This is a genomic window from Caulobacter sp. GW822-FHT07D08 (genome assembly GCF_058798735.1).
Window position 1 is genome coordinate 1 of the sequence record NZ_JBXAKU010000025.1, and the last position, 26573, is coordinate 26573.

General features: G+C 65.1%; 23 protein-coding genes, 1 tRNA gene and 2 pseudogenes. 12 read left to right on the top strand and 14 right to left on the bottom strand.

All coding sequences use genetic code 11. The features are described from left to right. Positions 1-220, bottom strand: a pseudogene (locus tag AC1RJ9_RS26050) (IS110 family transposase); the annotation flags it as partial. A gap of 268 nt (positions 221-488) precedes the next feature. On the opposite strand from AC1RJ9_RS26050, the gene AC1RJ9_RS26055 reads away from it, so the two are divergent. Then, positions 489-1397 (top strand): helix-turn-helix domain-containing protein, encoded by a 909-nt coding sequence (locus AC1RJ9_RS26055; RefSeq protein WP_492841385.1) that lies wholly within the window; start codon positions 489-491, stop codon positions 1395-1397. Positions 1398-1409: 12 nt separating this feature from the next. Here the strand turns inward: AC1RJ9_RS26055 and AC1RJ9_RS26060 are convergent, their stop codons facing one another. Further along, on the bottom strand, positions 1410-1949 hold the full coding sequence (locus AC1RJ9_RS26060) for a hypothetical protein (protein ID WP_492841383.1): 540 nt from the start codon (positions 1947-1949) through the stop codon (positions 1410-1412). Between the two features lie 19 nt (positions 1950-1968). On the opposite strand from AC1RJ9_RS26060, the gene AC1RJ9_RS26065 reads away from it, so the two are divergent. Together AC1RJ9_RS26065 and AC1RJ9_RS26070 are read left to right on the top strand one after the other, a co-directional pair. Further along, entirely contained in the window at positions 1969-2289 is a 321-nt protein-coding gene (locus AC1RJ9_RS26065) for a hypothetical protein (RefSeq protein WP_492841381.1), read from the top strand. Positions 2290-2425: 136 nt separating this feature from the next. Then, positions 2426-2812, top strand: a pseudogene (locus tag AC1RJ9_RS26070) (sugar transferase); the annotation flags it as partial. Here the strand turns inward: AC1RJ9_RS26070 and AC1RJ9_RS26075 are convergent. The 4 genes from AC1RJ9_RS26075 to AC1RJ9_RS26090 all read right to left on the bottom strand — a co-directional run bounded on the left by AC1RJ9_RS26075 (position 2810) and on the right by AC1RJ9_RS26090 (position 6554). Next, positions 2810-2865, bottom strand: a tRNA-Cys gene (locus AC1RJ9_RS26075). The pseudogene AC1RJ9_RS26070 and the gene AC1RJ9_RS26075 overlap by 3 nt on opposite strands. 114 nt (positions 2866-2979) lie before the next feature. Next, positions 2980-4116 carry a DegT/DnrJ/EryC1/StrS family aminotransferase gene (locus AC1RJ9_RS26080; RefSeq protein WP_492853340.1) on the bottom strand — a complete coding sequence of 379 codons (1137 nt, stop codon included), beginning with the start codon at positions 4114-4116 and terminating at the stop codon, positions 2980-2982. A 328-nt stretch (positions 4117-4444) separates the two neighbouring features. Continuing rightward, positions 4445-5608, bottom strand: a complete 1164-nt coding sequence (locus AC1RJ9_RS26085) for a DegT/DnrJ/EryC1/StrS family aminotransferase (RefSeq protein ID WP_492841379.1) — start codon at positions 5606-5608, stop codon at positions 4445-4447. Beyond that, entirely contained in the window at positions 5598-6554 is a 957-nt protein-coding gene (locus tag AC1RJ9_RS26090; protein ID WP_492841377.1) for an NAD-dependent epimerase/dehydratase family protein, read from the bottom strand. Before AC1RJ9_RS26090 ends, AC1RJ9_RS26085 begins: the two co-directional genes overlap by 11 nt. Positions 6555-6586: 32 nt before the next feature. Here AC1RJ9_RS26090 and AC1RJ9_RS26095 point away from each other — a divergent pair, with 32 nt between their 5' ends. Further along, entirely contained in the window at positions 6587-8227 is a 1641-nt protein-coding gene (locus AC1RJ9_RS26095) for a glycosyltransferase (RefSeq protein ID WP_492841375.1), read from the top strand. Here AC1RJ9_RS26095 and AC1RJ9_RS26100 read toward each other — a convergent pair whose 3' ends face one another. From AC1RJ9_RS26100 to AC1RJ9_RS26110, 3 genes are all read right to left on the bottom strand, one after another. Next, positions 8228-8917, bottom strand: a complete 690-nt coding sequence (locus AC1RJ9_RS26100; protein ID WP_492841373.1) for an acetyltransferase — start codon at positions 8915-8917, stop codon at positions 8228-8230. Next, positions 8914-9753 (bottom strand): beta-keto acid cleavage family enzyme, encoded by an 840-nt coding sequence (locus AC1RJ9_RS26105; protein WP_492841371.1) that lies wholly within the window; start codon positions 9751-9753, stop codon positions 8914-8916. The genes AC1RJ9_RS26100 and AC1RJ9_RS26105 overlap by 4 nt, the downstream gene beginning before the upstream one ends. Before the next feature lie 104 nt (positions 9754-9857). Then, positions 9858-13076: a hypothetical protein gene (locus AC1RJ9_RS26110; protein ID WP_492841369.1), complete on the bottom strand. Its 3219-nt coding sequence runs from the start codon at positions 13074-13076 to the stop codon at positions 9858-9860. A 380-nt stretch (positions 13077-13456) separates the two neighbouring features. Here AC1RJ9_RS26110 and AC1RJ9_RS26115 point away from each other — a divergent pair, with 380 nt between their 5' ends. After that, positions 13457-13648, top strand: a complete 192-nt coding sequence (locus tag AC1RJ9_RS26115) for a hypothetical protein (protein ID WP_492853401.1) — start codon at positions 13457-13459, stop codon at positions 13646-13648. Between the two features lie 111 nt (positions 13649-13759). Here the strand turns inward: AC1RJ9_RS26115 and AC1RJ9_RS26120 are convergent, their stop codons facing one another. The 3 genes from AC1RJ9_RS26120 to AC1RJ9_RS26130 form a co-directional block, all read right to left on the bottom strand. Beyond that, positions 13760-14278, bottom strand: coding sequence for an RES family NAD+ phosphorylase (locus tag AC1RJ9_RS26120; RefSeq protein WP_492841367.1), 519 nt, complete (start codon positions 14276-14278; stop codon positions 13760-13762). A gap of 91 nt (positions 14279-14369) precedes the next feature. Beyond that, positions 14370-15092: a hypothetical protein gene (locus tag AC1RJ9_RS26125; protein ID WP_492841365.1), complete on the bottom strand. Its 723-nt coding sequence runs from the start codon at positions 15090-15092 to the stop codon at positions 14370-14372. An 8-nt stretch (positions 15093-15100) separates the two neighbouring features. Further along, the gene (locus tag AC1RJ9_RS26130; protein ID WP_492841363.1) at positions 15101-16252 is read right to left on the bottom strand and encodes a tyrosine-type recombinase/integrase; all 1152 of its coding nucleotides are present in this window, start codon (positions 16250-16252) and stop codon (positions 15101-15103) included. A gap of 235 nt (positions 16253-16487) precedes the next feature. Between AC1RJ9_RS26130 and AC1RJ9_RS26135 the strand changes: the two genes are divergently transcribed. The 4 genes from AC1RJ9_RS26135 (at position 16488) to AC1RJ9_RS26150 (ending at position 19960) form a co-directional block, all read left to right on the top strand. Beyond that, a complete protein-coding gene (locus tag AC1RJ9_RS26135) occupies positions 16488-16733 on the top strand; it encodes a hypothetical protein (RefSeq protein ID WP_492841361.1) in 246 nt (81 codons plus the stop codon). 68 nt (positions 16734-16801) lie between these two features. Continuing rightward, complete coding sequence (locus AC1RJ9_RS26140; RefSeq protein WP_492841359.1) at positions 16802-17479, top strand: hypothetical protein; 678 nt, start codon at positions 16802-16804, stop codon at positions 17477-17479. 99 nt (positions 17480-17578) lie between these two features. Then, positions 17579-17809: a helix-turn-helix domain-containing protein gene (locus tag AC1RJ9_RS26145; RefSeq protein ID WP_492853342.1), complete on the top strand. Its 231-nt coding sequence runs from the start codon at positions 17579-17581 to the stop codon at positions 17807-17809. A gap of 726 nt (positions 17810-18535) precedes the next feature. Beyond that, positions 18536-19960, top strand: a complete 1425-nt coding sequence (locus AC1RJ9_RS26150; RefSeq protein ID WP_492841355.1) for a M20/M25/M40 family metallo-hydrolase — start codon at positions 18536-18538, stop codon at positions 19958-19960. Here AC1RJ9_RS26150 and gcvA read toward each other — a convergent pair. Then, positions 19942-20874, bottom strand: a complete 933-nt coding sequence (gcvA, locus tag AC1RJ9_RS26155; protein WP_492841353.1) for a transcriptional regulator GcvA — start codon at positions 20872-20874, stop codon at positions 19942-19944. The two genes, AC1RJ9_RS26150 and gcvA, sit on opposite strands and share 19 nt — an antisense overlap. Before the next feature lie 132 nt (positions 20875-21006). Here gcvA and AC1RJ9_RS26160 point away from each other — a divergent pair, with 132 nt between their 5' ends. Both AC1RJ9_RS26160 and astD read left to right on the top strand, forming a co-directional pair. After that, a complete protein-coding gene (locus AC1RJ9_RS26160) occupies positions 21007-22203 on the top strand; it encodes an aspartate aminotransferase family protein (RefSeq protein WP_492841351.1) in 1197 nt (398 codons plus the stop codon). Between the two features lie 2 nt (positions 22204-22205). Next, positions 22206-23669 carry a succinylglutamate-semialdehyde dehydrogenase gene (gene astD, locus AC1RJ9_RS26165; RefSeq protein ID WP_492841349.1) on the top strand — a complete coding sequence of 488 codons (1464 nt, stop codon included), beginning with the start codon at positions 22206-22208 and terminating at the stop codon, positions 23667-23669. 54 nt (positions 23670-23723) lie between these two features. Here astD and AC1RJ9_RS26170 read toward each other — a convergent pair whose 3' ends face one another. Then, positions 23724-24689, bottom strand: coding sequence for an FCD domain-containing protein (locus AC1RJ9_RS26170; RefSeq protein WP_492841347.1), 966 nt, complete (start codon positions 24687-24689; stop codon positions 23724-23726). Between the two features lie 304 nt (positions 24690-24993). Between AC1RJ9_RS26170 and AC1RJ9_RS26175 the strand changes: the two genes are divergently transcribed. After that, the gene (locus AC1RJ9_RS26175; RefSeq protein WP_492841345.1) at positions 24994-26553 is read left to right on the top strand and encodes an ABC transporter substrate-binding protein; all 1560 of its coding nucleotides are present in this window, start codon (positions 24994-24996) and stop codon (positions 26551-26553) included. Positions 26554-26573: the final 20 nt, after the last annotated feature.

Below are 26573 nucleotides of genomic sequence, written 5' to 3' on the forward strand. Positions count from 1 at the left end.
GGCGTGTTTCGTGGCCCAGCGCGCCGATCTCGCGTGCCCAGTAATGTGCGCTGGCGCAAGCTTCCATCGCCACCAGACAGCGCGGCTGGCCGGCGAAGAACGCCAGCAGCTGATCGCGCCTAAGCTTCTTGCGAAAGACCACGCCGCCGGCAGCGTCGGCTCCATGAGCCTGAAAGACCGACTTGGCCAGGTCGAGCCCGATTGTGATAACTTCTCCCACGGACGCCTCCTTTGAAGTGGGGTTCTGACACCTCCACTTTGGCACATCGATGCCGTCAGGGGGCGTCCACCCCATCGACTCTGGTCCGCGCTGGATGAAAAATCAGGGGCAGGTCAGGGCTCAACAGCTAATACTACGGATTTGCAGGCCCGTGCGAACTTAGTGAATTCAAGCGGTTGGCTGCAAAGAGGCCGATTTTGGCCCCAAGCAAAATCAAGGGCTTAGCCGACCTCTGCAAACCAAAATCGGGCCTCCTGGGAGGCGCGAAATGAGCCTCGAAGCCCGCAATTGGGCCCGCCGCATCGGCGGCCTCTCGATCGCCGCCAAAGCCGTCCTGATGGCCCTGGCCGACCACGCCGACGCCGACGGCAAGGCTTGGCCCAAGCTCAAGACCCTGGCCGAGATTACCAGCATGACCGAACGGCATGTGCGGCGTCAGATCGGTGTGCTGGAGGGGAGGGGACTGCTCGTCCGCGAAGATCGATTCCGCAAGGACGGCGGCCAGACCAGCAATGTCTACCGGTTGGCGATCGAGCGGCCAGCGCCGGACCGTGAACCGGCCAACAAGCCCGAGCCTTTCGCAGGTCCGCCCCTGAAGGACGCTCCAGTCCGTGGGAGGCGGACGCTCAGGTCCGAGCTAGGAACCCCACCTGAACCTTCCTCTCCTGACGAAGAAGAAAGCACGGACGCCGCGGACCTGGACACCAGGTCGACCTTCGACCAAGCTTTCGAAGCCTGGAGAACCATCAGCCCGGCGCGCCTGTCCCGTCCACGCGCTTGGCCACTGTGGCGCCGCTTCGCCCGCCGCCTGTCTCCCTCGCGGCTTCTCGCTGCCGCTCTGCGCTACCTCCGCGAAGATCCGGACGTGAGGCGCTACGGCATGCCGCAAGGGCTCGCCAACTGGCTCGCCGACGAGAAGTTCGAGGCGTGGATGCCAGCGGCAGCAAAAGCCGCGGCGCCGGCGGCGCCATCATCGGTCCCCGCCGCGCTTCGAGAGGCTGCAACCCTGCGGAAAGGGGCGGGTTGGACCGCCAGCTGGCTAGCACCATGCCGCTATGACGCCATCGCACGCGTCCTCCACGCCAAGACCACCTTCGCGGCGAAGATCATCGCCTCGGAGTTGGGAGGGCTGCTGCGCGATCTCGAGGTCGGCTTGGCGCCGGTGATGCCAATCTAAGTGACAGTAGGCTCAGCGACGGCGGTCCGCCTTTCCGGGGTAGAGCATAGCCGGCCAATCGCCAGGCGTCAGTTGGGCGCTACGGCGACTGCTGAACCGCACGCCAAGATCTTCCGGGTCTATCCGCAGGATGTTCAGCTTCCTGAAGCCTGGCTCGACGGGTTCAAGCGGGAAGGGACGTCGGCCATAGTAAATCCAGAGGCGGAGATCGCTGTCGGAGAGGCGGCCGAGCTTGAGTAGAGACTCATGCCGCCAGCAGCTGTCGATCTCGAAAACGATGCGCTTTGCGCTGACATCAGTGGGAAGCCAGACGACATCGAACCGACCTGTCCGAGACATTTTGCGGTGTCCCGTGGCGACTTCCGCCTGCGCGTCAAATCCAAGGCGAACGCCAAGCTCGAGCATACGTGCCTGGATGAGGTTATGGCGCTGCAACTTGGAGGTCGCGCGGGGTAAAGGCGCGGTTGCCTCGGCATGGATCTGGCTGATCAAGGAGGTCGGAAGCTGCCAGTTGTTATCGGGCGCTGACCAGAAGGAGATCGGGGTTGGCATGAAGGAACCTACAGAGTGAATGACACTCTGCCTCGCCCCTCCTTCAATCTTTGGAGTTGTGGTTTCCGACCTTCGGATCGAGCGGCAAGGACCAGAGGGCAATGGCAACGCCGCGGCCGCCAGCCCGAACGTGCAACTGAAGTATTCGACGCGCCGCAATGGCAACGGGCAAAGAGCTGTCGCAATTTCTGGCGACGCTTGGGGCGCGCATGCGCGCGAAAAGGCAGGGCTCCGCGCGCATTTCGTTACAGTCATTACGGTCGATATCGTCAAACTAGTCGAGAAAGGCTTTCTTGACGGCATGCCGGCGCCTCCCAATAGGGCGCGCAATGTCCCTTGAACGCGCAGGAATCGCAGCTTTATGGAAAAAGGTTGGTTAACAACCACGGCGGGCGGTTGTTTGTGGAACGCTGATTTAGTAAAGGCTTCTTAAATCATCGGGCAAAGACCCGAACACATACACTGGTGGGGACCACGTGCTGATTGCATCTAATCCGTCAGCGGATCAGCGAACCTGCGCCGTGAAAGCGTCGCTGGTCGCGAAAGATCCGCTCAAGCGAGCGATGGATATTCTGGTGGCGGGCGGCGCACTGCTGTTCTTCGCGCCTCTCCTCGCCCTCGTCGCCGTCCTGATCAAACTGGAATCGCCCGGTCCGGTACTGTTCCGGCAGTCCCGTGGCGGGCTGAATGGCCAGGCTTTCACCATCTTCAAGTTCCGCTCGATGCGGTGCCAGGAGAACGGGGCGAAGGTGGTTCAGGCGAAACGCGATGACGATCGCATGACTACCCTCGGTCGCATCATCCGTAAGACTAGCATCGACGAGCTTCCCCAGCTCCTCAACGTGCTGAAGGGCGATATGTCCCGGAATCGAACCGGGGTGCACGGATTTGCAGTCCGCTGCGTCACCACTCCGCCACCGGGCCATCCGGATCGACGACGCAAATCACGTCGGCGGGGGAGGGCGTTCGATACAGGAGCCTCAGCAGGGCCGCAACTCGAAAACGCACGCCCTAACCCGGTCGCTTCTGTCTAATGTTGGGCTAGCGCTTCCACGAGCGTCACAACAACTCGCTCTACGTCCGCCTCGGCTAAATCTGCATGAACGGGCAGGTTCAAGCCGTTCTTAGCGATGGCCTCGGCCCATCGCAGCTCGCCCGTGTTCAGGTGCGCGTAGGGGGGCATGAGATGAATTGGCGCAACGACACGCGTGCTTTCGATCCCGCCAGCTTCGAGGTAAGCTATAATTATATCACGCGAGTTCGCGTCGTGGTCAGCAAGGCGAACGGTGTACGCGCCGGATGCGTGACGAGCGGCGTCTTTGGGGGGCAAGCTAGATAAGCGATCGCCAAGCCGAACAAGCTTTTCTTCGTACCAGGTCGCGACCTTCCTCCACGCTTCTGCACGCTCGTAAGCATGCTCTAGTTGCGCCAAGCCGATAGCTGCCTGAATGTTTGTCATCCTATAGTTGTATCCAACCACGGGGAACCAATAACGCCGAGTTAGATCCATGCCCTGGCCGCGCAACAGGCGAATTTTGGAGGCAAGGTCATCGTCGTCGGTTGTTATCATTCCTCCTTCGCCGGTGTTGATCAGCCTGCTTCCGGAAAAATTGAAAATGGCGCAGTCGCCTTGGCGCCCGATACTGGTGACATTCTGCTGGCCAGCTCCAATATCGGATGCTTCTTCGATTACCTTTACGCCATGACGCTGCGCGATCTCCACAATTGACGCCATATCGCAGGGCGCCCCGTATAGGTGCGGCGCCAAAATGGCTTTGGTGCGTGAGGTGATCCGCGGCTCGAGTGTTGCGGGGTCTAACGTAAGTGAATTAGGAGCGCAGTCGAGAAAGACGGGGGTGGCTCCAGCGTAACTTACAGCGTGCGCCATATGAACTTCCGCCAAGCTCGGCAGAATCACTTCGTCGCCCTTTCCGATCTCTAGCGCGACAAGCGCCAGATGGAGCGCCATCTCACCATTTGTGCATGTAATGGCGTTCCGTGCGTGGAAATATCTCGAGAACTCCTGCTCAAACTCTAAGATGAATCGGCCAGCCGACGAAATCCAAGTCGTGTCGACGCACTCCAGAACGTAGTTCCGCTCGTTTCCAGCCATATCAGGTTGGGCGGCGGAAATTCTGGGTAGTTTGGAGTTCGCCAAGGTAGACATTTCAGGCACCTTTTAATCTTGCCGAAGAAAGCGGTTAGCGGCTCCGGAAGTTCGTATATATAACCGTCTGTTGGGGCGACTGCACCGCTGTTGACTGCAAAAGCGCCAACCACGATGCGTGGGCGAAACCCGCGCGCCTGCCGCAGCTACATTGATGGGCAGTTTAGGCTCAATCACGTCAGAATTTCATTGCAATAGATGTGGTGCGCGGTTTCCGAACGCTGGGCGCTGCAATTTGCATTCCAGAGGCGCGCTCTGAATATCAGAATTCCCTGCGCTTTTTCTGGTCCAGTTTCCTATCAAAAAAATGCGACTTATCGCCAAGCGCTCACCCCCCTTCGAGCAGTGCTTGGAGCCTTTCAACCACCAGATCCGCATCCGCCACTGAGAGTTCTGGATGCATCGGCAAGCTGATGCAGCGTTCGCTGGCATGGCTCGCAACCGGAAAATCGTCGCGGTTCCAATCGAAGGTCCGGCGATACCAATCCAACTCGTGGATCGGGCGGTAGTTGATCGACACTTCGACACCGTTGGCCTTCAAGCGCGACGCCAAGGCGTCTCGCTCGACGTCCTTGCGGTCGATGAGGATGACGAAGAGGTGGTGGGCGTGCGTCACCTCGGCGCGACGCCCGAGCACCCGGACGCCGTCAACCCTCGCTAACAGCGTCTCGTAGCGCTCGGCGACCGCGGCCCGTCGATCGCGCCAGGCGGGGAGGTGAGGGAGCTGCCCTCGGCCCAGCAGCGCCGGCAGCTCGGCCATCTTGTAGTTGAAGCCGGGCCGGGCCAAGTCCCAATGACGCCAGTGCGCGGCCGCGTCGCCGTGCCGATCGAAGGCGTCGGCTGACATGCCGTGGTTGCGGAGCAGGCGGGCCGTGCGGGCGATCTCGGGGTCATGCGTTGTGAGCATGCCGCCTTCGCCGATCGGCAGGTTCTTGGTCGCGTAGAAGCTGAAGCAGGCGGTGTCCGCGTGCTGGGCCATCGATCGTCCGCGATAACGCGCCTCGGCGCTGTGCGCTGCGTCGTGGATGAGCGCAAAGCCGTGGCGCTCACGCAGGGCCAGGAGGGCATCGAGGTCCGCGGGGTGGCCAGCGAAGTGCACGGGCATCACCGCCTTGGTCTTCGCGCTGATGGCGAGCTCGATCCGATTGGGATCTATATTCAGCGTGTCGGGCTCGACATCCACGAGCACGGGCGTCGCGCCGGCGTGGATGATGGCGTTGCAGGTCGCCGCAAAGGTGAAGGGCGTGGTGATCACCTCGTCGCCGGGACCTACGCCGTGCGCCAGGAGAGCAAGGTGTAGAGCGGCCGTGCAGGAGGATACGGCCACGGCGTGTTCCACGCCCTGATAGTCCGCGAAGGCCTGTTCGAAGGCGCGCACTTGGCCAGCATTGGTCAGCCACCCCGAGCCAAGCAACTGGGCCACGGCGTCGAGGTCGAGATCCGGGAAGGTGGGCTGGGCCAGCCGCACGATCCGCTTGGGATCATCCGGCATGGCTATGCTCTTGGCGCTGAACCTCGATCATAAGCGCCAAACCTTCCTCCAGGGAGGTCCGCGGCGCCCAGCCGAAGTCGTCTCGCAACGCCTGGGTGTTGGGCTGCCGTCTAATGATATCCTGATAACCATCATAGAGTTGGTCATAGGGAATGACATCGAGGCGCGAGGTGCTCTGGGCGAGGTGAATTATCTTGCGGGCCAGGTCCAGCACCGAGGTCTCTTCCTCCACGCCCACATTATAGACGCCTCCCAGGTCCATGGGCGAGGTGATGATCGCCAGCAAGGCCTCGACGACGTCGTCGACATAGCAGAAGCACCGCGTCTGGAGGCCGTCGCCGTGGATCACCAGGGGCTGGTTGGCCAGCGCCGCCGCGACGAACCCGTCCACCACGCGTCCGCGCAGGCCAGGCCCATAGGCGTTGAACAGGCGCACCACGGCGTATTTCAAACCAAGCTGTCGGCGAAGAGCGTCCAGATAGTGCTCGGCCGCCGCCTTGGCGCTGGAATAGCACCAACGCACGTTAGCAACCGGGCCAAGCACCCGATCGGCGTCCTCGCGCCAGGGCACGTTCGGATTGACGCCGTAGATCTCGGAGGTCGAGGCGAACAGAAGAGGACGGTCGTGGCGCGCGCAGGCCTTGGCCACGTTGATGGACCCCAGCAGATTGACGTCCATCGTCTCGAGCGGGTGGCTGCCGTAGCGCATGGGTTCAGCGATGCCGGCCAGATGGATCACGCGCTCGGCCTCGCCGATCAGCCGATCCGTCAGGGCGTCATCCAAGACGCTGCCCTGGACATAGACGAGCGCCGGATCGAACGCCGCGGGAGGGGCGGCGACGTCGAGGACCGTCACGGTCCATCCGACCTGCCGCATCTGCTCTACGAGGCGTCGACCGATGAACCCCGCTCCTCCGGTAACCAGCGCCTTCAAGAACGGACTCATCTTTAAGTGTTTACGGTCGTTGGCTTATCAGTGTGGCGCTGCCCAGTACAGCAAACGACGGTATCGAGGCTTTGGTGTTTGTCATCGGTGCGCTGGCGCCGGATAGATCAGGCATGGACGCAGACACGCGTTGGGAAAAGCTGCTGGGCGACGCGTTTGGTCGCGTGCGGCTGAGCCCGGAGGCCAGCGCCCCCTGGCATGCGCTTCTTGAGGCCTACGACGCCGTCGATGATCCCAACATTCGCGTACTCACGCAGAGGATGGTCGCCGATCAAGCGCCCACAGACGGCGTCGCGGGTTTTCTGCGTGCGAGCTTCCTGAGCGGGCTGGAGGATGGCGACGCCTTCGCGGCTGAGGCCGGGGCGGCGCTCGAAGCCATTCGTCCCGTTGATCTGGACCGGCTGATGGCCTTCGCCGGCTATGAATGGGGGCGGGCGGTCGCGCGCGAAGGCGGCCGGGCGCGGTTTGCGCGGCGCCTCATCGCCACCCGATTGCCCCAACTCATGGCCATGGCGGGTGAAGTCCTGGCCGAAGACGCCGTGGACCTGCCGGTCAGGCCGATCGATGGCGTGAAGAGGGTGGCGCTGGTGACGCCTTTTCTCAGCTTCGCGGGCCATCCGCCGACGGTGCTGGCGCTAAAGCAGGCCGGCCTGCTGCAGGCCGCAGGCTTGACCGTGAAGGCCTTCGCCTGCCAGGAGCCGTTGATTCCGGGAATGCGCGACTATCTGGGCAATCGCGGCGAAATCCTCGCCGCGCCGCCCGATCTGCGGGACTTGGCCGCCCTGGCGCCGGCCGGGCTGACAATCAGCCTCGGTGACGCGGCGTTTCCCCTGCATCATCGTTGGCGCGAGACGTTGCGGGAAATCGGCGAATTCGATCCGGATCTCATCCTGTTCGTCGGACTGTTTTCGCCCTTGATCACGCCGCTGCACAAGGTTCGTCCCGTGCTGGGGCTGAGCATTCATGCCGTAACGCCGATGGCGCCGGTGGACGCCTGGCTGACCTCTGATCCGCATCTGGCGGATCGGGCCCTGACGCCCTGGGGGAACGCCCTGCCGCCAGCGTGGGGAATCCACCATCCCTTCCGGGTTTCGTTGAGGCCCCGCGCCTGGTCCATCACGCGGGACCAGTTGGAGGTCGGACCAGACGACCTGGTCTTGGTCAGTGTCGGCGCCCGGCTCGACGCCGAGATCGGTGGCGAATGGGCCGCTCGTATGGTGGCCCTGATGGAAAGCCGGCCCGATATCGTCTGGATGCTGGTCGGCGGCGGCGGCGCCTTGCCCCAGGCCTTGAGCGTTCTGCCCGAACACCGCATTCGCCGCGTCCCGCACCAGGAGGACATCCGGGCTGTGCTTGCCTGCTGCGATGTCTTCGTCAATCCGGCCAGGCTGGGCGGCGGCTTCAGCGTGGCTGAGGCGATGGCCGAGGGGGTGGCGGTCTGCGCGCTGGCGGACTCGGACGGCGGCGACAAGCTGGGCGGCTATGCGGTTGTGGACCTGACCGCCTATTTCGAACTGCTTTCCGCTCTGCTGGACGATCCGGCGCGCCGGCGCGGCCTCGGGGAGTCTTTGCGCGCACGGTTCTTCGCGTCACTGGACCTGGATCGCTCGGGACCGTCGCTGCTGGCCGCTTGCCAGACGACACTCGACCGCTTCAGTCGGAGAGGCGGCTAATCAGCCGGCGAGGGCGTCATTGGCCTTGAGGGTCTTGATGACCTTAGCCGGGATCCCGACCACCAACACATTCGGCGGAATGTCGGACAGCGCCACGGCGCCGGCGCCGACGAAGGCGTTGTCGCCGATGATCACGCGCTCGATCACCGTCGCGCCGATGCCGATCGTGACGCCGCGCCCATAGACCGACAGGCCGCCGACATTGCTGCCGGGCTGCAGGCGCGAGAAGGCGCCGATCCGCGTGTCGTGCCCCACGGTGACGCCACGGTTGATGAAGACGTGCGGGGCCAGGCGTGCGCCGGGTCCGATGACGCTGTTGGCGCCGACGAAGACCCCAGGGCTCAGGCTTGCCAACGGCGAGACAAAGGCGGTGGGGTGGACCAGGGTCGCGAACGTCAGCCCGAAGCGATCTTCAAGCTTGCTGGCCAGCGCCGCACGGGTGGGCGTCGTCGGGCCCAGGATATAAAGTTCGCCGTCCTGGGGCTGAAAGTCGTCGAGATCCTCGACGCCCGGGTATTGGCCTAGGGGCGCGAGTGCGGCGATACGCTCGGCGACACTCTTGTCGCGCTCGCCGGTCTCTTCTGGCAGGTCGCGGACCACCTTGGCGATGTCGAGCCCATTGGCCAGAGCGCAGTCGAAGACATCCGACAGAATGTTGCTGACGCCGAAGATCACCAGGCTCGGCTTCATATATCTCGTTCCAGGTTCAGGCGCCGACGCACCTGCGCCGGCGTGGCGATCGGTCGTCCGATCGCTGTAGCCACCGCCACGACGCGCTCGACCATCTGGCTGTTGGTCGCCAACTGGGCGCGGTCGTCGTCCAGCCAGAGATTGTCTTCCAGTCCGACCCGAACCCCGTCGCCCATCATGACGCCCAGGCCATTGGCGCGGGTTTGGAAGCGTCCGATCCCGGCGAGGGACCAGACCGATTGCGGCGGCAGGTCCCGGACCAGGGTCCCGACATGGCTGAGATCCAGCTGCGCGCCAGACGGACTGCCCAGAAGGATGTTGAAATAGAAGGGCGGCGCGATCAGGCCCTTGTCGATCAGGACCTTGGCGAAGTTGATCATGCCCAGGTCGAAGACCTCGAGCTCCGGCTTGACGCCGCGCTCCAGCATGATCCTGGCCAGCGCCATCACGGTGGCGGGCGGATTGATATTGGCTTCGCTGGCGAAGTTGATCGAGCCCAGGGTCAGGCTGGCCATGTCCGGCTTGGCGGGGCCTTCCAGGAAAAGGCTGGAGGCGCGTCGATCGATGTCGGGAGAGCGGCGGCCGCTGGTGGTGGTCACCACCACGATATCGGGGGCCTGCGCGCGGACCTGGTTGATGATCTCGGCGAAGATGGCGGGATCGTCACTGGCCGCGCCGTCCGCTCCGCGGGCGTGCAGGTGGGCCATGGAGGCGCCAAGCCGGGCGCAACGGCTCACATCGTCGGCGATGGCTTGCGGCGACAAGGGCAGGTGGGCCGACTGCGCCTGCGTGGAGGTCAGGCCGGTCGGCGCCAGATTGATAATTAAAGGTGTCATCAATCGGCGCCAGAGGCTTGAAATTGTGTGTTGGGGATCGCTCCAAATGGAGTGCGGCGGGTCGAGGTTTTCGGCCCGCCGCGTCCAGCTTGAAGGCTCTACGACTAGACCGTGAGGACGCCCGCGGCGAAGCTCGAGGTGGTCAGGCTTGGGCCACCGACCAGCTTGACCACGATGTCTATACCAGCATCGAACGTCGCGTTGGCGCTCGAGTCCTGAACGACGTAGGTATCGCCGCCGAACGTGAACCATTGCACGATCGCCGTGCCGCTGCCGTCGCCGGCGGCGGCGGCGTCGAGATAGGCCGCGAGGCTGGCCTGACCGGTGACCTCAGCGCCCAGCGTCGTCGCGGTGACGGCGCCGCCTTGAGCGGTGAGGCCCAGCTTGTCGCCCGCGCCGAAGCCGGTGATCGCCGTGAAGGCCGTGTTGCTGGCGGCGTTGGCGGCCGTGACGTTCACCACGTCATTGCCGCTACCCACATTGATCGTGTTCTGGCCGCCGTTCGCCGTGACGGTGTCGACGCCCGTGCCGCCGGTATAGGCGTTGTCGCCGAGGGCCGCGGCGAAGTTGACGGTGTTGGCGCCCGTGGTGGAGCCCTTGATCGTCGCGGAGCCGGCGAGGGCGCCCGACGTCCAGGAGAAGCCGCCCAGGGTGATGCCGCTGGCGTCGACCGCGGTCAGGGCCGTGCTGGCCGCCGTCAGAGTCAGGCCGGCGTTGCCGCTGGCGTTGATCGTCTGGACGATGTTGCCCAGCCAGGTCACCGAATCTTTGAACGACCCGGTCGGGGTAGCCTGGGTGTCAGCGGTGCTGACGTTGAGGGTTTCGACACCGGAGGCGGTGATCCCGGTGGAGGCGAAGGAGACGCCAGCGGTCGAGCCGTCGGTCAGCTGCAGGTTGAAGGTATCGGAACCACCGCCGAAGTTGCCGGCCCCGACCGTGTAGGCCGTGCCCGCGCCGGTCAGCACCAGGGTGTCACCCGACGAGAAGTTGTTGAGGGTCAGGCCGTTGCCACCGCTTGTAGTGACGTGGTGGTAGGGACCGATGACAGCCAGATCAATCGTCTGGTTGGTTGCGCCGGTCAGGACCAGGCGCTCGAAGTTGGTGAAGGTGGTGGCGAAGACACCCGAACCCGAGGCAGTTGCGGCCTGGGCGGCCGACATCTTCAGGACGTCTTGCGTGCCACCGCCGGCATCATACGTGCCGCCGGTCACCGTCGTTCCGGCGGTGATGTCCAGGCTGTCGTTGCCAAGGCCGAGGGTGAGGCCCTTGCTGGCCGCGCTTGCGGTGAGGGCGACGGTGTCCACGCCCGAGCCGCCCGAGAAGGTGGCTTTGCTGGCGTCGATCGTCACGGTGTTGGCGCCGCTGGTGGCCGAGGCGTTCACCGAGGTGACGGTGGCGCCCGAGAGGTTGGCGGCGATGCCCGCCGCACCCGTGACCGTCACCGTCTGCAGCGCGGTCATGCCGGCCGTGCTGGTGAGGGTCAGCTTGCTGGACCCGCCAATGCTTAGCGCGGTCAACCCTCCGAAGGTGAGGTTGGCCAGCACCGAGTTTTCTGCCCCCGTCGTAACGTTCAGCGTCGTGTAGACGTCGGCGTCGTCCAGGGTGCCGCCGGTCGTGCCGCTGATGGTCAGGTTCAGCGTCTTGGTAAGATCGCCGCTGGCGAGGCTGCTGGAGTTGTCAATGATCAGGTTACCGCTGGTGTGGGCGACGCTGAGGGTCGACAGGGCGTTGTCTTGGATGCCGACGGTCGTGGCGCCGTCGACGCTGATCGAGGTGATCGTGCTTTTGGTCGTTGAGGCGCTGCCGCTATTCTTATCGGTGATGGCGACGGAGTTGCCGTTGACGCCCGCCACTGAGCCGGAGGCGGTCGCCCTGGCGGGGTTGTGAACCGAGACCGACGTCGTCGTCGCGCCACCGTTGACCACGATCGTGCCGTAGGTTTGGGTGGTGGCGACAGCGTTGGTGGCGACCTGGGTGATGTCGACCGTCGTGCCGCCATTCACGGTAATGTTGCCGGTGGCGCCCGCCACGCTCGACGTACGGCTGACGACGATCGAACCCGTGGGCGCGACCGTGTTGCCAACCGTGACGTTACCGGTGGTCGCGCCGGTGGCCGTGATATTGACGTTGCTCCCGCCGTTGACGGTGATGTTGCCGGTGGCCTGAGACGTGGCATTGGTCGTGATCGCGACGCCGGCTCCGGCCGTGACGGTCGCGGCGCCGACGCTGGTGACGTTCAGTGCGGTGACGCCGGTCCAGGTGGCGGTGTTGGCCGTGACGCTATTGTCGCCTGTCACGTTGACGGTCTCGATCCCGGTCACCGAGGCGACTGGCAGGGTCAGGGCCGCGCCAGTGCCACTGACGATGTTGAGGGTGTCGTTGCCGGCGCCCCCGTCCAGGGCGTCGCCGGTGGTGAGCACCGCAAAGTGGCCGCCCAGGCCGTCGGCGTCATCGGCGTTGAAGGTGTCGTTGGCGGTCCCGCCGGCGAGGCTATCTGTGCCGGTCGTCAGCCGCACCGTGCGGGCTGAGTCCGCCGGGGCCGTGGGCGTCGTCGGGGTCAGGGGGACGTCTCGGTCGATCGCCTTGCCGGCGCCATGAGCGAACGAGTCGGCTGACGGCGCGTAGGTCTTCGTGATGTCGGTGCCGTAGACCGCCGTGCCAGTGGCGAGGGCGACCATGAAGTTGTCCGTGGCGGCGGCATAGAGCCCGATGTCCGCCTTGATCGCCGCGGCCATGACCAGGCCCGCCATCGCCGCTTTCACGGCCAGGTCGATCTGGGCCGGCGTCGAGTTGGCGTTGATCAGACCGGCCGCGGCCACGGTCGCCTGGACGGCGGCCTTGGTGCTGATCAGGTAGGCGATGGCGGCGTCGACGTCGACGCCGGCCGTGGTGGCCATGGTCCGGCCGATGACGGTCTGATAGATCGAGGCGACATAGTCGGCGAAGCTCATCTCGCCGTACTTCGTGGCGAACGCGAACGCGCCCTCGCCGTTGACGCCCAAATTGGCGGCGAAGTTAATGTAGCGGTTCTCGATATTGAAGCCGCTGTAATAGGCGTCGTTGAGGTCGGTCGAATTGTAGGGTGAATTGACCAGGTAGCTCATGCCGACCTGAGTTGGGCTCCTGCCCGTGAAGAACTGGTAGCTCATTACGGCCAGAGCCGTGCTGTTGTCGGCGCCGTTGAGGATATTGCTCAGGATCTGGCTATCGCTGGCGCCGCCACCGGCCACGGCCGTAAACGTGGCGCGCACCTCTGGGGGCGGTACAACGCCCACGTGCACGGCGGTATAAGCCTTAACGAGTTCCTCGGTCGTGTAGCTCATCTCGCCATCTCCCAAGTTTTATTTGGTTCGCTGTTGTTCCGGCGCACCTTTATGTTGCGCAGTGTTACACCCGCCTGAGTTTTTCAACAGCCTGATAACTTTATTTTTCACCCGCCGGTTGCGACGAGATCGGGGATGAAAACCGCGCAGTTAAGTCAACTCTCGCAGGTCGATCCACGTAGTCTGAATGCGATTGCGTGACGCAGCTGCTAACTTTGGCGGGCTCGCGCGAGGACAAGGCTCGATTGGCTTGGGTCAAGACGCATCAAATCGATCAGTTGGCCTAACGGGTGAGAGCGCTATAGCGTTCCATTCTGGGGCGTCCTGCAATTGTTTCAGCCGGGCCTCGCAGAGTTCCTTAACCAGGGCTGGCCTACCGGATTGCTGAAGCAGCGGAGGCCTTGGCCATCAGCCGTAGTCGCTTCTACGAGCTCGTGGCGGAGGGGCGCATCCGGGTCTTGAAAGAGGGGGCCCGAACTCTGGTGCGCTCGTTCCGAGCTGGAGCGCTATCTCGACGATCTGGACCGCTGCGCCGATTTCTAGTGCTGGGCTTTCTCCGCGGCTTGCGCTGAAGCGGCGAAGGCCGTGGAAAGCGCCGTGACGGCCAGGATAGCGATACAGAAAGCCTTCACGAGGAACCTTAACTGTCTAGTGGGCAGCCCGAGAGGCGTTCTTCGAGCGCGCTAGGGGGCGATGGCGATTTCCAGATCGTCCAGGATGTCGGCCAGTTCCACATCGCACTCCAACAATCGCGGATTTGAAATCGCGTGAAGCCTAACGAGCGCGCGATCATAGACCGCGATGCAGGGCTGGCTGTTTAGGCGCGACATATAAAAGACGCCGTCGGGCTGATCCTTATGGGCGTGAAACGCCGCCGACCAGGCGCGCGCCAAGGCCTGGTCACTGGAACCCACGACATCGGACGGAACACCCATCCGCAGCCGCCCGTCGTCGGCCAGATCCACCAGTCGGAGCGGCTTCGTCAGCGCGATGCTTGCCAGGGACCGCTTTTCGATTTCCGCCATGTCGAGCACGAAGTCGCCGCCGCGGCCATCCGCGCGATCACGCAGGACGGTCTCGACGAAGGCGACCTTGGCGCTGGCGCCCAGATAGACCACGCCAAAGGCCATGCCGGTGGGATCGCTAAACCGGCTCAACCCCAAGCCCCAGCCGAGGGGATCAGCAAAGCGGGTCTCGGACATCCGCCGCCAGACCTCGCCTTCGGGGAGGGTTCTCAGAACGAGCGATCGTTCCGCGATGGCCGGGCCTGGGAGAGCCGGTGGAAGAGACACGTCAGCTAAAGGCGCCGGCGGCCTGATCTGTGGCTGCGCGCACAACCATGTCGACCTGCCCAGCCTTCAAGGCGTCGAGCGCCGTACGGCCACCCAACTCGGCGTGGGTGGCGCGCAGAAAGCGAAAGACGGTCCAAGGGTGCTCGCCCAGCGCGTCGAAAACTCGCGCCAGGCCCGGAAGGGGCAAGCCGTCATCGGTGATCTGCCATCGCGGATATTTCAAGCCCCGCGTGGCGCCCTCCAGGCCCAAAACCTCGTGGCGCTTTCGCTTAGCATTAACGGTCTCGTGGGAGGCGCCGATCAGCGGCCCAAACTCACGGGCGGTCAGCATATCCGCGCTCTTGAGGATATCGCTGACCTTACCAGCTCCGCGCGCCTTGGCGCGGGCGAGCGCGGACTCCAGTCGGCTGGGAGCCGTCTTGGCCGGCGCCTCGAAAACGGCCTCGGCCTTGCCATCGGGCATCACCCGATAGGCGAAGATGAGCGGCTGACCGGTTCGCTTGGCTTTGGCGGCGGCGTCGGCGTAACCGGAGATTACCTTACCCACAACGTTCATCTTCCCAGCGATGTCGGGGAGGCGTTCCTTGGAAACGGTCGCTTCAGCCAAGACCTGGCCATCCTGCAGCAACACAAATTGGCCAGATGTGGCGCTGCGCGCCGCGGCGTTCTTGGCGCCGGGCAGCTTGGTGGTGGCGTTGGGCGTGTCGCGGCGAGCTTGAACCATGAGGCCTCCTAATCTGGAATATGGGGCGCCTCGTCAAGTTTGTCAAATTCGTCAAGTTTATCAGGCTTGGCAAGGTGAACGCCTTTTGCTGCGCCTGGAGGCGTGAGCGCGGCCATCGCGGCTGGGGTGGGGGCTATGTCGACATGTTGAAGTCGCCGTCGCGCCAGCGCCCGCGCGATGGCGCCGCGGTCGGCATAACGCTCCAGGCTGGAGAGGTTGCGAAAGGCGTGTCCGGTGCAGAACGCCACCTCCTGCAAGGTCCAACCCTCCGCCAACCGCCGGGTGACGAAGGCACCGCGCAGATCGTGAAAGGTCAGATCGGTGATCCCTGCCTTTCGACAGTAGAAGCGCCAGGCGTTGCGGAAACCGCCATCGGATGCCCAAGGCTCACCATCCTGACGCACGAGGATAAAGGGGCCGGGGCGCGGCACGTCCGCCAAGGCGCTCGCCAGGCGTAAGGTGATGGGCACGGCCACATCTTGCCGGGTCTTGGCCTGGCGCAGGCTGATGACATCTTCGTCGATGTCGCTCCAGCGCAGGCCCAGAAGGTCGCTTTGCCGCTGACCCGTCTCCAGGGCCGTGATCAGCGCGAGGCCAAGATTGGGAGGCGCGACGGCGAGAAAAGCCTCGATGTCTGTGTCGTGCCACACCTTGTAGCGGCGATCACTGCGATAGAGGGGCGGTATGCCGGCGGCGCGATTGCGCTCGACGAGGCCACGTCCGGCCGCCCAACCCAGCAAGGCTTTAAGTACCTGCACCCCGTAGTCGGCCCGGCGCGGACTGGCCGCGCGCCGATCACGCCAGGCGAAGATCCGTTGGGCGGCGGTCTTGTCGTCGAAGGCTGCCAGTGGCTCACGGTCAAAGGCGCGACCGATGCGCAGGAGTTGCTCGCGATAGTCGTCCTGAGTGCGGGCGGCCAGTCGCTTGAACTCGGGCGACTGTTGATAGCGCCGGATCAGATGGTTGAGGCTGCCTTGGGCGGGCTCGGGACCGAGCAACGCGTTGTCGAGCCGCGTGGCGAAATCCCTGGCGTCGGGCGCGCCCAGCGGGATGTAGCGGCGGCCGCGGCGCAGATAGGCCTGGGGCAGGGCGCCGCCGCGACGCGGCGGGCCGATGACGACGCCTTTGGGCATGCCTGTCGATCGCGACATCGCATTCATCTTCGCAGCTCCTGATCGTCCGGCCCGGCGCCGGCGCCCGTTCAGGTGCTACGTATAGTCATCTATAGCAATGCTACTTATCGTCTTCATGAGCTCGGTATCCTCGTGGGGCGAGGGCAGAATGCGGTGGAGCTCCTCGCGGAGGCGTCGGCGAGGCAACTGAAGGTTAAGCTTGACCTTAAACCGCTCCGAAATAGTTTTGTTCAACCTTGCCGTCAGCAACTTGGAGTCGAACATGATTGTTCTGGCGTTGACGGGCTTGGCGCTTTTTGGGGGCGGCGTTGCGCTCAACGTTTGGGTGGATCGTCGCCAATTCTACCGTCGTAACGTTGCCGGTATCGAGGAGTTTGCATCCTATGGCGCGGCGGTGGCCGCGCGTGGCCTCGAGGGGCTTGCGCGCTTGGGCGCCCGTTCGGCGCAGGGCGTTGGGTTCATCTTGCTGGGCTTTGCGCTGATCCAAATTGTGTTCAAGCACCCGTGAACGTCCAGCGCCGAGCGTTGCGCGACCTCAATCCCGCCTTTTCCTGCCCTATAGAAATGGACTGTTCGATGAGCCTCTACGATTTCATCAAGGCCGACGAGCATCACGTCGCGCGCGAACGCTTGCTCTACACCCGCGCGGCTTACGAAATGAAGTTGCATGGCGCCCGGCACGGTGTGCAGGTTCAGATGACAGAGCCGGAAATTGATAATCGTGGATACGATTTCACAGTTGTCATCGGCTATGAGCCGCTACATCTGCAAAACAAGGCCACTGTCAGCGATACTACGGTCGGACGATGGGATATTCATGCAAGTCTCATCCAGCCGCGTTGGCATGATCGCGACTTGGCCCCATTTAATCGCGGACTGCCGATCGGGAACTACGACGGCGCCTCGGGCGGCGTCCTGCTGCATGAGATCTGCGCGCAAGCGGCCAAGGCTGGCGAGCTGAAGGTGCGGTACTTCTACTTCGACCAATACTATGCCGCCGGTGTCGCTTCGGGCGCTGTGGCCGCGCCCGGATTTTCCGCTAAGGACGCGGCGGACCTCTTGGATCTCTTGCAGAACGCCGTCGGTCGCTTCCAGCTTCCTAAACGCGCCTTTCTGCCTATTTCGTCGCCCGCGGCCATTCTCGCGCTGCGCATGCAGACGCCAGGTCCGAGCAACTACATGAGTCTGGCGGGGGAGGGCGATGTGATCGGTTTGTGGTCGCATGAGCTAGAGGCCTGGAAACCCGCAGCCTGACGGTGGTAGTGCAGCGTTATGCGCCAGCCGCATTGCGGGCGGGCGGAATTGCTACTTATCGTCTGTCGACGCAAAGTCATCACTTTCGAAGATGGCGGCATGAAAGCTGCGCCCTCCGCCCTCCGCCGAATCGTCGCTGACAATGTTCGCCGGCTTCGCCGCGACTTGGCCTTGAGTCAGGAAGATCTGGCCGGGCAGGCGCAGTTGCACAGGACCTATGTCGGGGCGATCGAGCGGGCCGAACGCAATCTCTCGCTCGACAATATCGAGCGTTTGGCGCTGGCCCTGAAGGTGACGCCCGCCGCCCTGCTGACGCCGGGCGAGGGGTAGAAGCCGGCCGGCTTGAAAGCGCGAAATCGGCGCGAGCTGTCCAGATCTGTCCAGCGTGATCGCCACACAGCCAGACGGCAAGCGGGGGGCAAAACGGGGGGTGGCTTTCCGGGGAAAACGCTAAGTATTTGAAAGGTTTGCGGTCCGTCCGGCCAATGCCCGGACTCCGTCTCCGCCATTTTCCCCAGTAAATTGTTGATTTTACTGGGGAAGGATATTTCAGCCACACGCTAACCTAAAGCTTGCCCTAAGTGTCGGCGGAGTTCGGCAGCGGCGCCTATGTCGCTCGGTAAGATGGGCTCGGCGGCGCGGGCGTCGATCCATTTCTCGAGGACTGGGATCTGTCGCAGCAGGTCTCGCAAGCATCGCCTTTGTGCGCAACTGAAGCATCAGAGGGCGTGGCGCGACCGAATGGTTTCGCTTCAACGAACATCAACCGGCGACACGGCCGCGCCGGAGCGCTGCCGCGACGTGCGCTGGCTCACGGCGAGCTTGGCCGAAGTTTTATGAAAATCAGTATGTTGCGGGATATTGTGTACATGAGTTGCACACGAGAGCGCTTTTTCTGAGGTTCCCTTGGCGCGCGAGCGCTGGGGCGGGACCTAGATTTTGAGCATCGGCGCCGGGGACGCGGGGTGATTATTGTGCTTATGTGTTCAATAGAACAATATCTTGTCCATTCGAGACCTGACGCTATCATCGGCGGGGGCAGAAACGGAGAGGCGCATGAGCAGGATGACCACAGCGGCCGGACTCGGCGTCCTCGCAGTGTTGGCGACAGGGGGCGGGCCGGCTACCGCCGCCGGGCCCGATGCGGCTCTCCAGCGCTACCGCGATACCTATCGGGAGATGGTCGAGACCGATTCCAGCGCCGCCACCGGCAGCTGCACGGCCGTCGCGCAGAAGGTGGAGGCGCGGCTATTGGCGGCCGGCTATCCGCGCGCGAGTGTCGAGGTCATCATCGCCCCCGGCTTTCCCAAGGACGGCGCGCTTGTGGCGCAATTGCCCGGCTCCGATCCGAAGGTCCCCGCCGTGCTGCTCCTGGCCCACATCGATGTGGTCAACGCCGACCCCGCCGACTGGAAGCGCGACCCGTTCAAGCTGGTCGAGGAGGATGGATATTTTTACGGACGCGGCGCGATCGATGACAAGGCCATGGCTAGCAACCTGGTCGACGCCCTGGTCCGCTATAGGGAAGAAGGTTTCAAGCCCCGCCGGACTCTGAAGCTGGCCTTGACCTGCGGCGAGGAGAGCGGCGGCCGGGTCAAGGGGGTCAAGTGGTTGCTGGAGCATCGGCCCGAGACGCTGAAGGCGGCCTTCGCCATCAACGAGGGCGGTTCGGGCTATCTGGACGCGGCCGGCAAGCCGAGGGTGTTTGGCGTCGAAGCCGGCCAGAAAGTCTATCAGGACTTCAAGCTGGTGGTGACCAGCCCCGGCGCCCATAGCTCGCGCCCCGGCAAGGACAACGCCATCACCCGCATGTCGGCGGCGCTCGTCGGCTTGGGCGCCTATCAGTTTCCGGTTCAATTGAGCGACGTGGCCAAGGGGTTCTTCGGCCGCTCGGCCGCGCTCTACGAGGGCCAGGTGCGCCAGGACATGGCCGCGATCGGGGCGGGTGCGGCGGACGCGGCGGCCATCGCCCGCATCGCCGACGCCGATCCGACCTGGAACGCGCGCCTGCGCACCACCTGCTCATCGACGATGATCGACGGCGGCCACGCCCGCAACGCCCTGGCTCAGCATGTCGAGGTCAACGTCAACTGCCGCATCGTGCCAGGACCCAGCATCGAGGACATCCGCTCGGCGATCGTGACCGCCTTGGCCGATCCGTCGGTCGAGGTGACTACCAACTCGCCTCCGCCCCCGCCACCGGTCCCCACGCCCCTGACCCGCGAGATCATGGCGCCGATCGAGACGGTGGCCGCGCGCCTGTGGCCGGGCACGCCGGTGATCCCGGCCCTATCGACCGGAGCCACCGACGGGCGTTTCCTGACCGCGGCCGGCATCCCGACCTACGGCGTCACTGGCATGTTCGTCGATCCGGACGGCAACGGCGTCCACGGCCTGGACGAGCGGGTCAGGGTCAGTTCGCTCTACAAGAGCCGCGACTTCCTCTACCAGTTGATCAAGCTTTACGGCATGGGGCGGTGAGCCTCGCGCGGGGCCTCCTCGCGCGCCTCGGCGATGATCCAGTCGCGCAACTGGGCAAAGCCTAGCTTGTCACGCTGGCCGGGCGGGTAGACGAGATAATAGGCCCCCTGGCTCGACATCGGCAGATCGAAGGCCTGGACCAGCGCGCCAGAGGCCAACTCCGGTTCGATCAGGAAGCTTGGGATCAGGGCAGCGCCCGCGCCGGCGACGGCGGCCTGGGCCAGCATCAGGAAGTGCGCGAAGTCAGGCCCCGCGCGCATCGACGGCCGGGGTGACACCCCGGCCAGCTCGAACCATCGCGCCCAGGCGTCTTGGCGAAAGCTCTGGGTGAGCAGCGGCAGGCGCGCCAGGTCCGCCGGGCTCGCCAGTCCGTATTGAGCGGCAAGCGATGGCGCGACCACCGGGATGCTGCGTTCGTGGAACAGAAGGTCGTGTTGCGCCCCGCGCCAGTCGGGGCGGCCAAAATGGATAGCCGCGTCGAAGGGCTCCTGAGCGAAGTCGAACTCGTCGGTGCGGGCGGCGAAATTGACCATCAGGTCCGGGTGGCGGCTGGTCAGGTGCGGCAGGCGCGGAGCCAGCCATCGCATGCCGAAACTGGGCAGGGTGGCCAGATTGACCATCCGGTCGGACGAGGGCGCTAGCGCCTTGGCCGTGGCGCGGCGGATGCTGTCCAAGGCCGGGGCGATGGCCGCCGCATAGGCCTCGCCCTGCGCGTTCAGCGCCACGCGCCGTCCCGAGCGGTCGAACAGGGTCAGGCCCAGCCAATCCTCGAGATGGGAAATCTGCCGGCTGACGGCGCTCTGCGTCAGGCCGATCTCGTCGGCGGCTCTGGAGAAGCTGCCATGGCGTGCAGCGGCGCTGAAGCTATGTAGCGCCGCCATCGGCGGAAGCAGCTTTCGGCTCGCATCATTCATTCCAAAAGCTCATCTAGACATTCGAGTTTTACGTTTGCTGATCGGAAGCTTCCGGTCAATCTATCGCACCAAATGGCACAAGGTGCGGCCTGGAGCGGGCCGTCTCATCCTTGCGTTTTGGAGTGCCCTGACATGTCCGACCCGTTGATGAACGTCTATAATCGCGCGCCTCTGGCCCTGGTCCAAGGACGCGGCGCGTGGGTCTACGCCGAGGACGGGGCGACCTATCTGGACTGCGTCGGCGGCGTGGCCACCAATGCCTTGGGACACGCCCACCCGGCGCTCGTGTCGGCGCTTACCGAACAAGCCCATCGCCTGTGGCACGTCTCCAACATCTTCCAGATTCCGGGTCAGGACGCTCTGGCCGAGCGCCTGGTCGCCGCCTCGTTCGCCGACCGGGTGTTCTTCGCCAACACCGGCTCCGAAGCCGTCGAGTGCGCGCTGAAGACAGCGCGCCGCTACCACGCCGCCAACGGCCAACCCGAACGCATCGATATCATCGGCTTTGAGGGGTCATTCCACGGCCGCACCTATGCGGCGGTCAACGCCTCGGGCAATGCGGCCTATCTCGAAGGCTTTGGCCCGCGTCTTCCAGGCTATGTCCAGCTGAACGTCCGCGATGCGGCCGGGATCGAAGCGGCGATCGCCGCCAGCGCCGCGGCGGCCGTCATTGTCGAGCCTGTGCAGGGCGAGGGCGGCGCGAAGGCGTTGAGCGGAGAATTCCTCCAACGCCTGCGGGCGCTCTGCACCAAGCACGGGGTGCTGTTGATCTACGATGAGGTGCAGAGCGGCATGGGGCGAACGGGCAAGCTCTTCGCCCACCAGTGGTTCGAGGACGCCGCTCCGGACATCATGGCCCTGGCCAAGGCGCTGGGCTCGGGCTTTCCCGTCGCCGCGTGCCTGGCCACCCAAGAAGCCGCCAAGGGCATGACGCCTGGCTCTCACGGCTCGACATTCGGCGGCAATCCGCTGGCCATGGCCGTCGCCATCGCCGCCTTCGACGAAATCTCGCGTCCCGAAACCCTGATGCTGGCGCGCGGCGTCGGCCACCACCTGGCCGTCGAACTGGACCACCTGATCCGTCGCCGTCCCGACGTCTTCGTCGAACGTCGCGGCAAGGGCATGCTAATCGGTCTGCAGCTCAAGCCCAACAATCGCGATTTCATGGCCGCGGCGCGGGACCGGGGCCTGCTGGTGGCTGGCGGCGGTGAAAATTGTATCCGCCTGCTGCCGCCCCTGATCCTGTCGAAGGAAGAGGCCGATTTCGCCATCGAGCGACTGGAAGAGACCTGCAACGCCTTCGGCTCGGCTTCGGGGCAGGCGGCTTGATCATGGCCAGCCTGTTCATTGACGGCGCCTGGCGCGACGGGCGCGGCGAGGTTCTGGTTTCGACCGATCCGGCCAAGGGCGATCCGGTGTGGCGCGGCGCCGCGGCGACGGGCCTCGACTGCGAGGACGCCCTGCGCGCGGCCCGCTCGGCTTTCGCCGGTTGGGCCGCGACGCCACTGGAGCGGCGGATCGAGCATGTCCGCGCCTATGGCGAGCGCCTGAAGGCGCGGTCCGAAGACATCGCGCGCGACATCGCGCGCGAAACCGGAAAGCCGTTGTGGGAAGCTCGGACCGAGGTCGCCGGAATGGTCGGCAAGGTCGAGGTGTCGATCCGGGCTCAAGCCGAGCGGGCCGGCCATCGCGCCGCCGAGGCCGCCTTCGGCCGGTCGGTGCTGCGCCATCGCCCACATGGCGTGATGGCGGTGCTGGGGCCGTTCAATTTCCCCGGTCACTTGCCCAACGGTCACATCGTTCCGGCCCTCCTGGCCGGTGACACGGTGGTCTTCAAGCCGTCGGAGGAAACGCCGCTGACCGGCGCCAATCTCGCGCGGGCCTGGGACGAAGCTGGCCTGCCGCCGGGCGTGCTGAACCTGGTACAGGGCGGGCGCGATACGGGGGCGGCGCTGATCGCCGGCAAGATCGACGGGTTGCTGTTCACGGGCTCGGCGAGCGCTGGCGCCCACTTCCGCCGGGCGTTCGTCGATCGGCCGGAGGTGATGCTGGCGCTGGAGTTGGGTGGCAACAATCCTCTGATCGCCTGGGACGGGGATCCGGCCGCCGCCGCCTCGGTCATCGCGCAGTCAGCCTTCATCACCGCCGGCCAGCGCTGTTCGTGCGCGCGCCGTCTGATCCTGCCGCGGGGGCCACAGGGCGAGGCGATCCTCGAGGCGCTGGTTGCCCTGAGCGCCCGGCTGACGGTCGGCGACTGGGACAGCGAGGCTCCATGCTTCATGGGCTCGCTGATCTCGGCCCCGGCCGCCGAACGGGTGCGGAGCGCGGTCGCGGCCCTGGTCGCCCGGGGCGCAAAGACGGTGTTCAAGGGCGCGCTACCTTCGGGGCTGTCGCCCGCCTATGTCTCGCCGACCATTCTCGACGTCACTGATGTCGCCATTCCAGACGAGGAGATCTTTGGCCCAGTGCTGCAGGTGATCCGCGTCGATGACTTCGAGGCGGCGATCGCCCGCGCCAACGACACCGTCTACGGCCTGGCGGCCGGTCTGGTCACCGAGGACGACGGTCTGTGGGAGACGTTCTTGAATCGCGCGCGCGCCGGCGTGGTCAACCGCAACCGGCCCACGACCGGCGCGGCGGCGACCTTGCCGTTCGGCGGCCTGGGCGCTTCGGGCAACCATCGCCCCAGCGCCTACTATGCGGCGGACTACTGCGCCTATCCGGTGTGCAGTTTCGAAGCCGATCGGTTGGTCGATCAGACTACGGACATCACCGGGCTGGCCGCCTCGGCCTAAGACGGGCCGCGGCCAAGACAGGGGCGCGAAACGCGCCGACGGCTTCGGGGGGGCTCACTTGAGCTTGGCGTGATCCGGGTTCATGACGCCGTGATGGGCGCTGGTCGTCAGGTGGTTGCGCATCAGGGCCGAGGCTTGCTCGTTATGGCCCGCGTCCAGGGCATCGAGGATCGCCAGGTGCTCCGTGATCGATTCCTGAACCCGCTCGACGCCATACTCCCAATTGTAGTTGAGGAACCGGCGAAGCTGGATCTGCTGCTGGACAGCGGCGAGCATGAAGCGGTTGCCCGAGCAGCGGGCCAGGCCCTCGTGGAAATCGGAGTTCATTTCGTAGAACTCGACCGCCAGGACATCGCGCCAGGGGCGCTCGCGGAACGCCAGGTGCTTGGCGCGTGACTCGGCCAACCATCCCCGATCGAGCGAGAAGGTCGGTTGAACCAGCAGGGCTGGTTCGAGCGCGTGGCGGAAGGCGTAACTTTCGGCCTGGGCGCGCGCGGAGTCGATCGAGGGGAGGAAGGTCCAGCCGTTACCGGCCTTGCGCTCGACGAGGCCAAGCGCCGAGAGGCGGCGCAGGACGCGCAGCACCTGCGGCAGCTTGGCGTCGAACAGACGCATGATCTCCTGCTGCGTGCAGTCGGCGGCTAGACGCCCGGCGTTGCGGGCCTGGGCGATGGCGACCGCCAGCCTCTGGTCCTCCTCCTCCTGCAGGTTGACCGGATCGATCTCGGGGGCGGCGATGACCGGCTCCAGAAGCACGAAGCCGCGATTGGCCCGGGCCTCGACCGCGCCCTGGTCGGCCAGCAGCTTCAGGGCGCCGCGGATAGGCGTGCGGGACACGCCGAAATGCTCGCACAGGTCCAGTTCGACCAGGTGATGACCGGGACCGGCGCCTTGGTCCTTCAGCAGACGAAGGATGCGCGCGGCGAGGTCGGCCTGCAGGCGACTCGGGCCACGTCCCGTCGATCCCGCGGGATTGGCGCTGGCTTCGGCGGGCGGCTTCCTGTTTGTCCGTGCAACCATCGCGCGTCGCCTTCAACTCCTTGGATCTTCTAACGCCACAAACCTTGAGCCACGCGCAAGGGTTTCATTCCGTTGTCGCCCGCGTCGGCGCATCCTGGCAAGCAGCCGCGTTGATCCTTCACGGGTCATATCCTGCCCAGAAGTGCGGCGTGCGCCGCCGCGACGGGCGGTATTGGCATTTTGTCTTTTTGACACCGAGAAAACACTTATATAGAGTCCTGAGCTTGTCCGGAAGAGACGACGACCATGCCTGACTGGGTAGAGCGTCGGGGCCCGGGGTGTATGTGATGGGGAAGTGCGAGCGATGAAGCCGTCAGGCGTTTTCGTCCAGCTGGCGACGGTGCTGGCGGTCTGCCTGGGCCTGACCGGGGCGGCCGGCGCCGAGACGGTGCTCCGTGCGCGCCTCAACGCCGACATTCTGTCGCTGGATCCGGGCGCGCGCCGTGACGAGAACACCGACGCGGTGATCCTGCATGTCGTCGAGGGTCTGGTGGCCTCGCGCGAGGACGGTTCGATCGGGCCGATGCTGGCCAGCCGCTGGGCGGTGTCGCCGGACGGGCGGACCTACACCTTCGCGCTGCGCCAGGGCGTGACCTTCCAGAACGGCGCGCCGCTGACCTCGACCGAGGTGGTCTGGTCCCTAAAGCGCTATCTCGATCCCAAGACGCGCTGGCGTTGCCGGTTCGAGTTCGGCGACGAAGGCATCACCAGGATCGAGTCGATCGCCGCGCCCGATCCCAGAACCGTGGTGGTCCGACTTTCCAGGCCCGCCCCGATGTTCCTCAAGACCCTGGCGCGCAACGACTGCGGCGGCACGGGGATCCTGCATCCGGATTCGGTGGGATCCGACGGCGCGATTCGCCGCCTGATCGGCACCGGTCCCTTCGAGGTCTCCGCCTGGAAGCGCAACCAGTTCATCGAGCTGTCGCGCTTTGCCCGCTACGCGGCCCTGCCTGGGCCGCGCGACGGCAATACCGGCGGCAAGCGGGCCTTGGTGGACAAGATTCGTTTCCTGATCATCCCCGACGGTTCGGCGGCCCGCGCGGCGCTGCTGCGCGGCAATCTCGACGTCTTGGACGCACTGAGCCCCACCGAGCTGGCCGGGGTTCGGGGCAAACGAGGCGTGCGGCTGGAGATCAATCCGACGATGGATCTCTACACGGTGCTGTTCCAGACACAGGATCCGGTGATCGGCGATGCGCGCCTGCGCCGGGCCATCGCCCTGTCGATCGACACCGCCGGCCTCGCCAAGGCGGTGACCTGGGACACGGCCAAGGGCAACACTTCGCCCGTGCCGCGCGTCAGTCCGTTCTTCGGGCCGGTGCAGGCCGCCCAGCGACGGGTCGATCTGGCCGAAGCCCGGCGCCTGGCCAAGGCCGCCGGCTACAAGGGGCAGCCGATCCGCCTGGTCACCAACCGCCGCTACCCGCAATGCTTCGACGCGGCCGTGCTGATCCAGGCCATGGCGGCCCAGGCCGGCATCAACATCCAGATCGACACCCTGGACTGGGCCAGCCAGCTGGATCGCTACGCCACCGGCCAGTACCAGGCCATGGTCGAGCCGTTCTCGGCGCGCCTGGACCCGTCGTTGAATTTCGGGCTGCTGATCGGCGACAAGGCCAAGGACCCTCGCAAGGCGTGGAGCACGCCGCAGGCGCGGGCGTTGCTGCGCCGCTCGATGGAGGCCGAGCGCCCCGCGGATCGCCAGGCCGCCTTCGACGACCTGCAACGCGCCTTCCTGGAAGAGACGCCGGCCATTGTGCTGTTCAGCAGCTCGCGGATCGCCGTCGTTCGCCAGAACGTCACGGGCTACAAGGGCTGGCCCGCCGCACAGCAGCGCCTGTGGGGCGTTGGCCTACGCTGAGCCCGGAAAGAAAGCCAGAG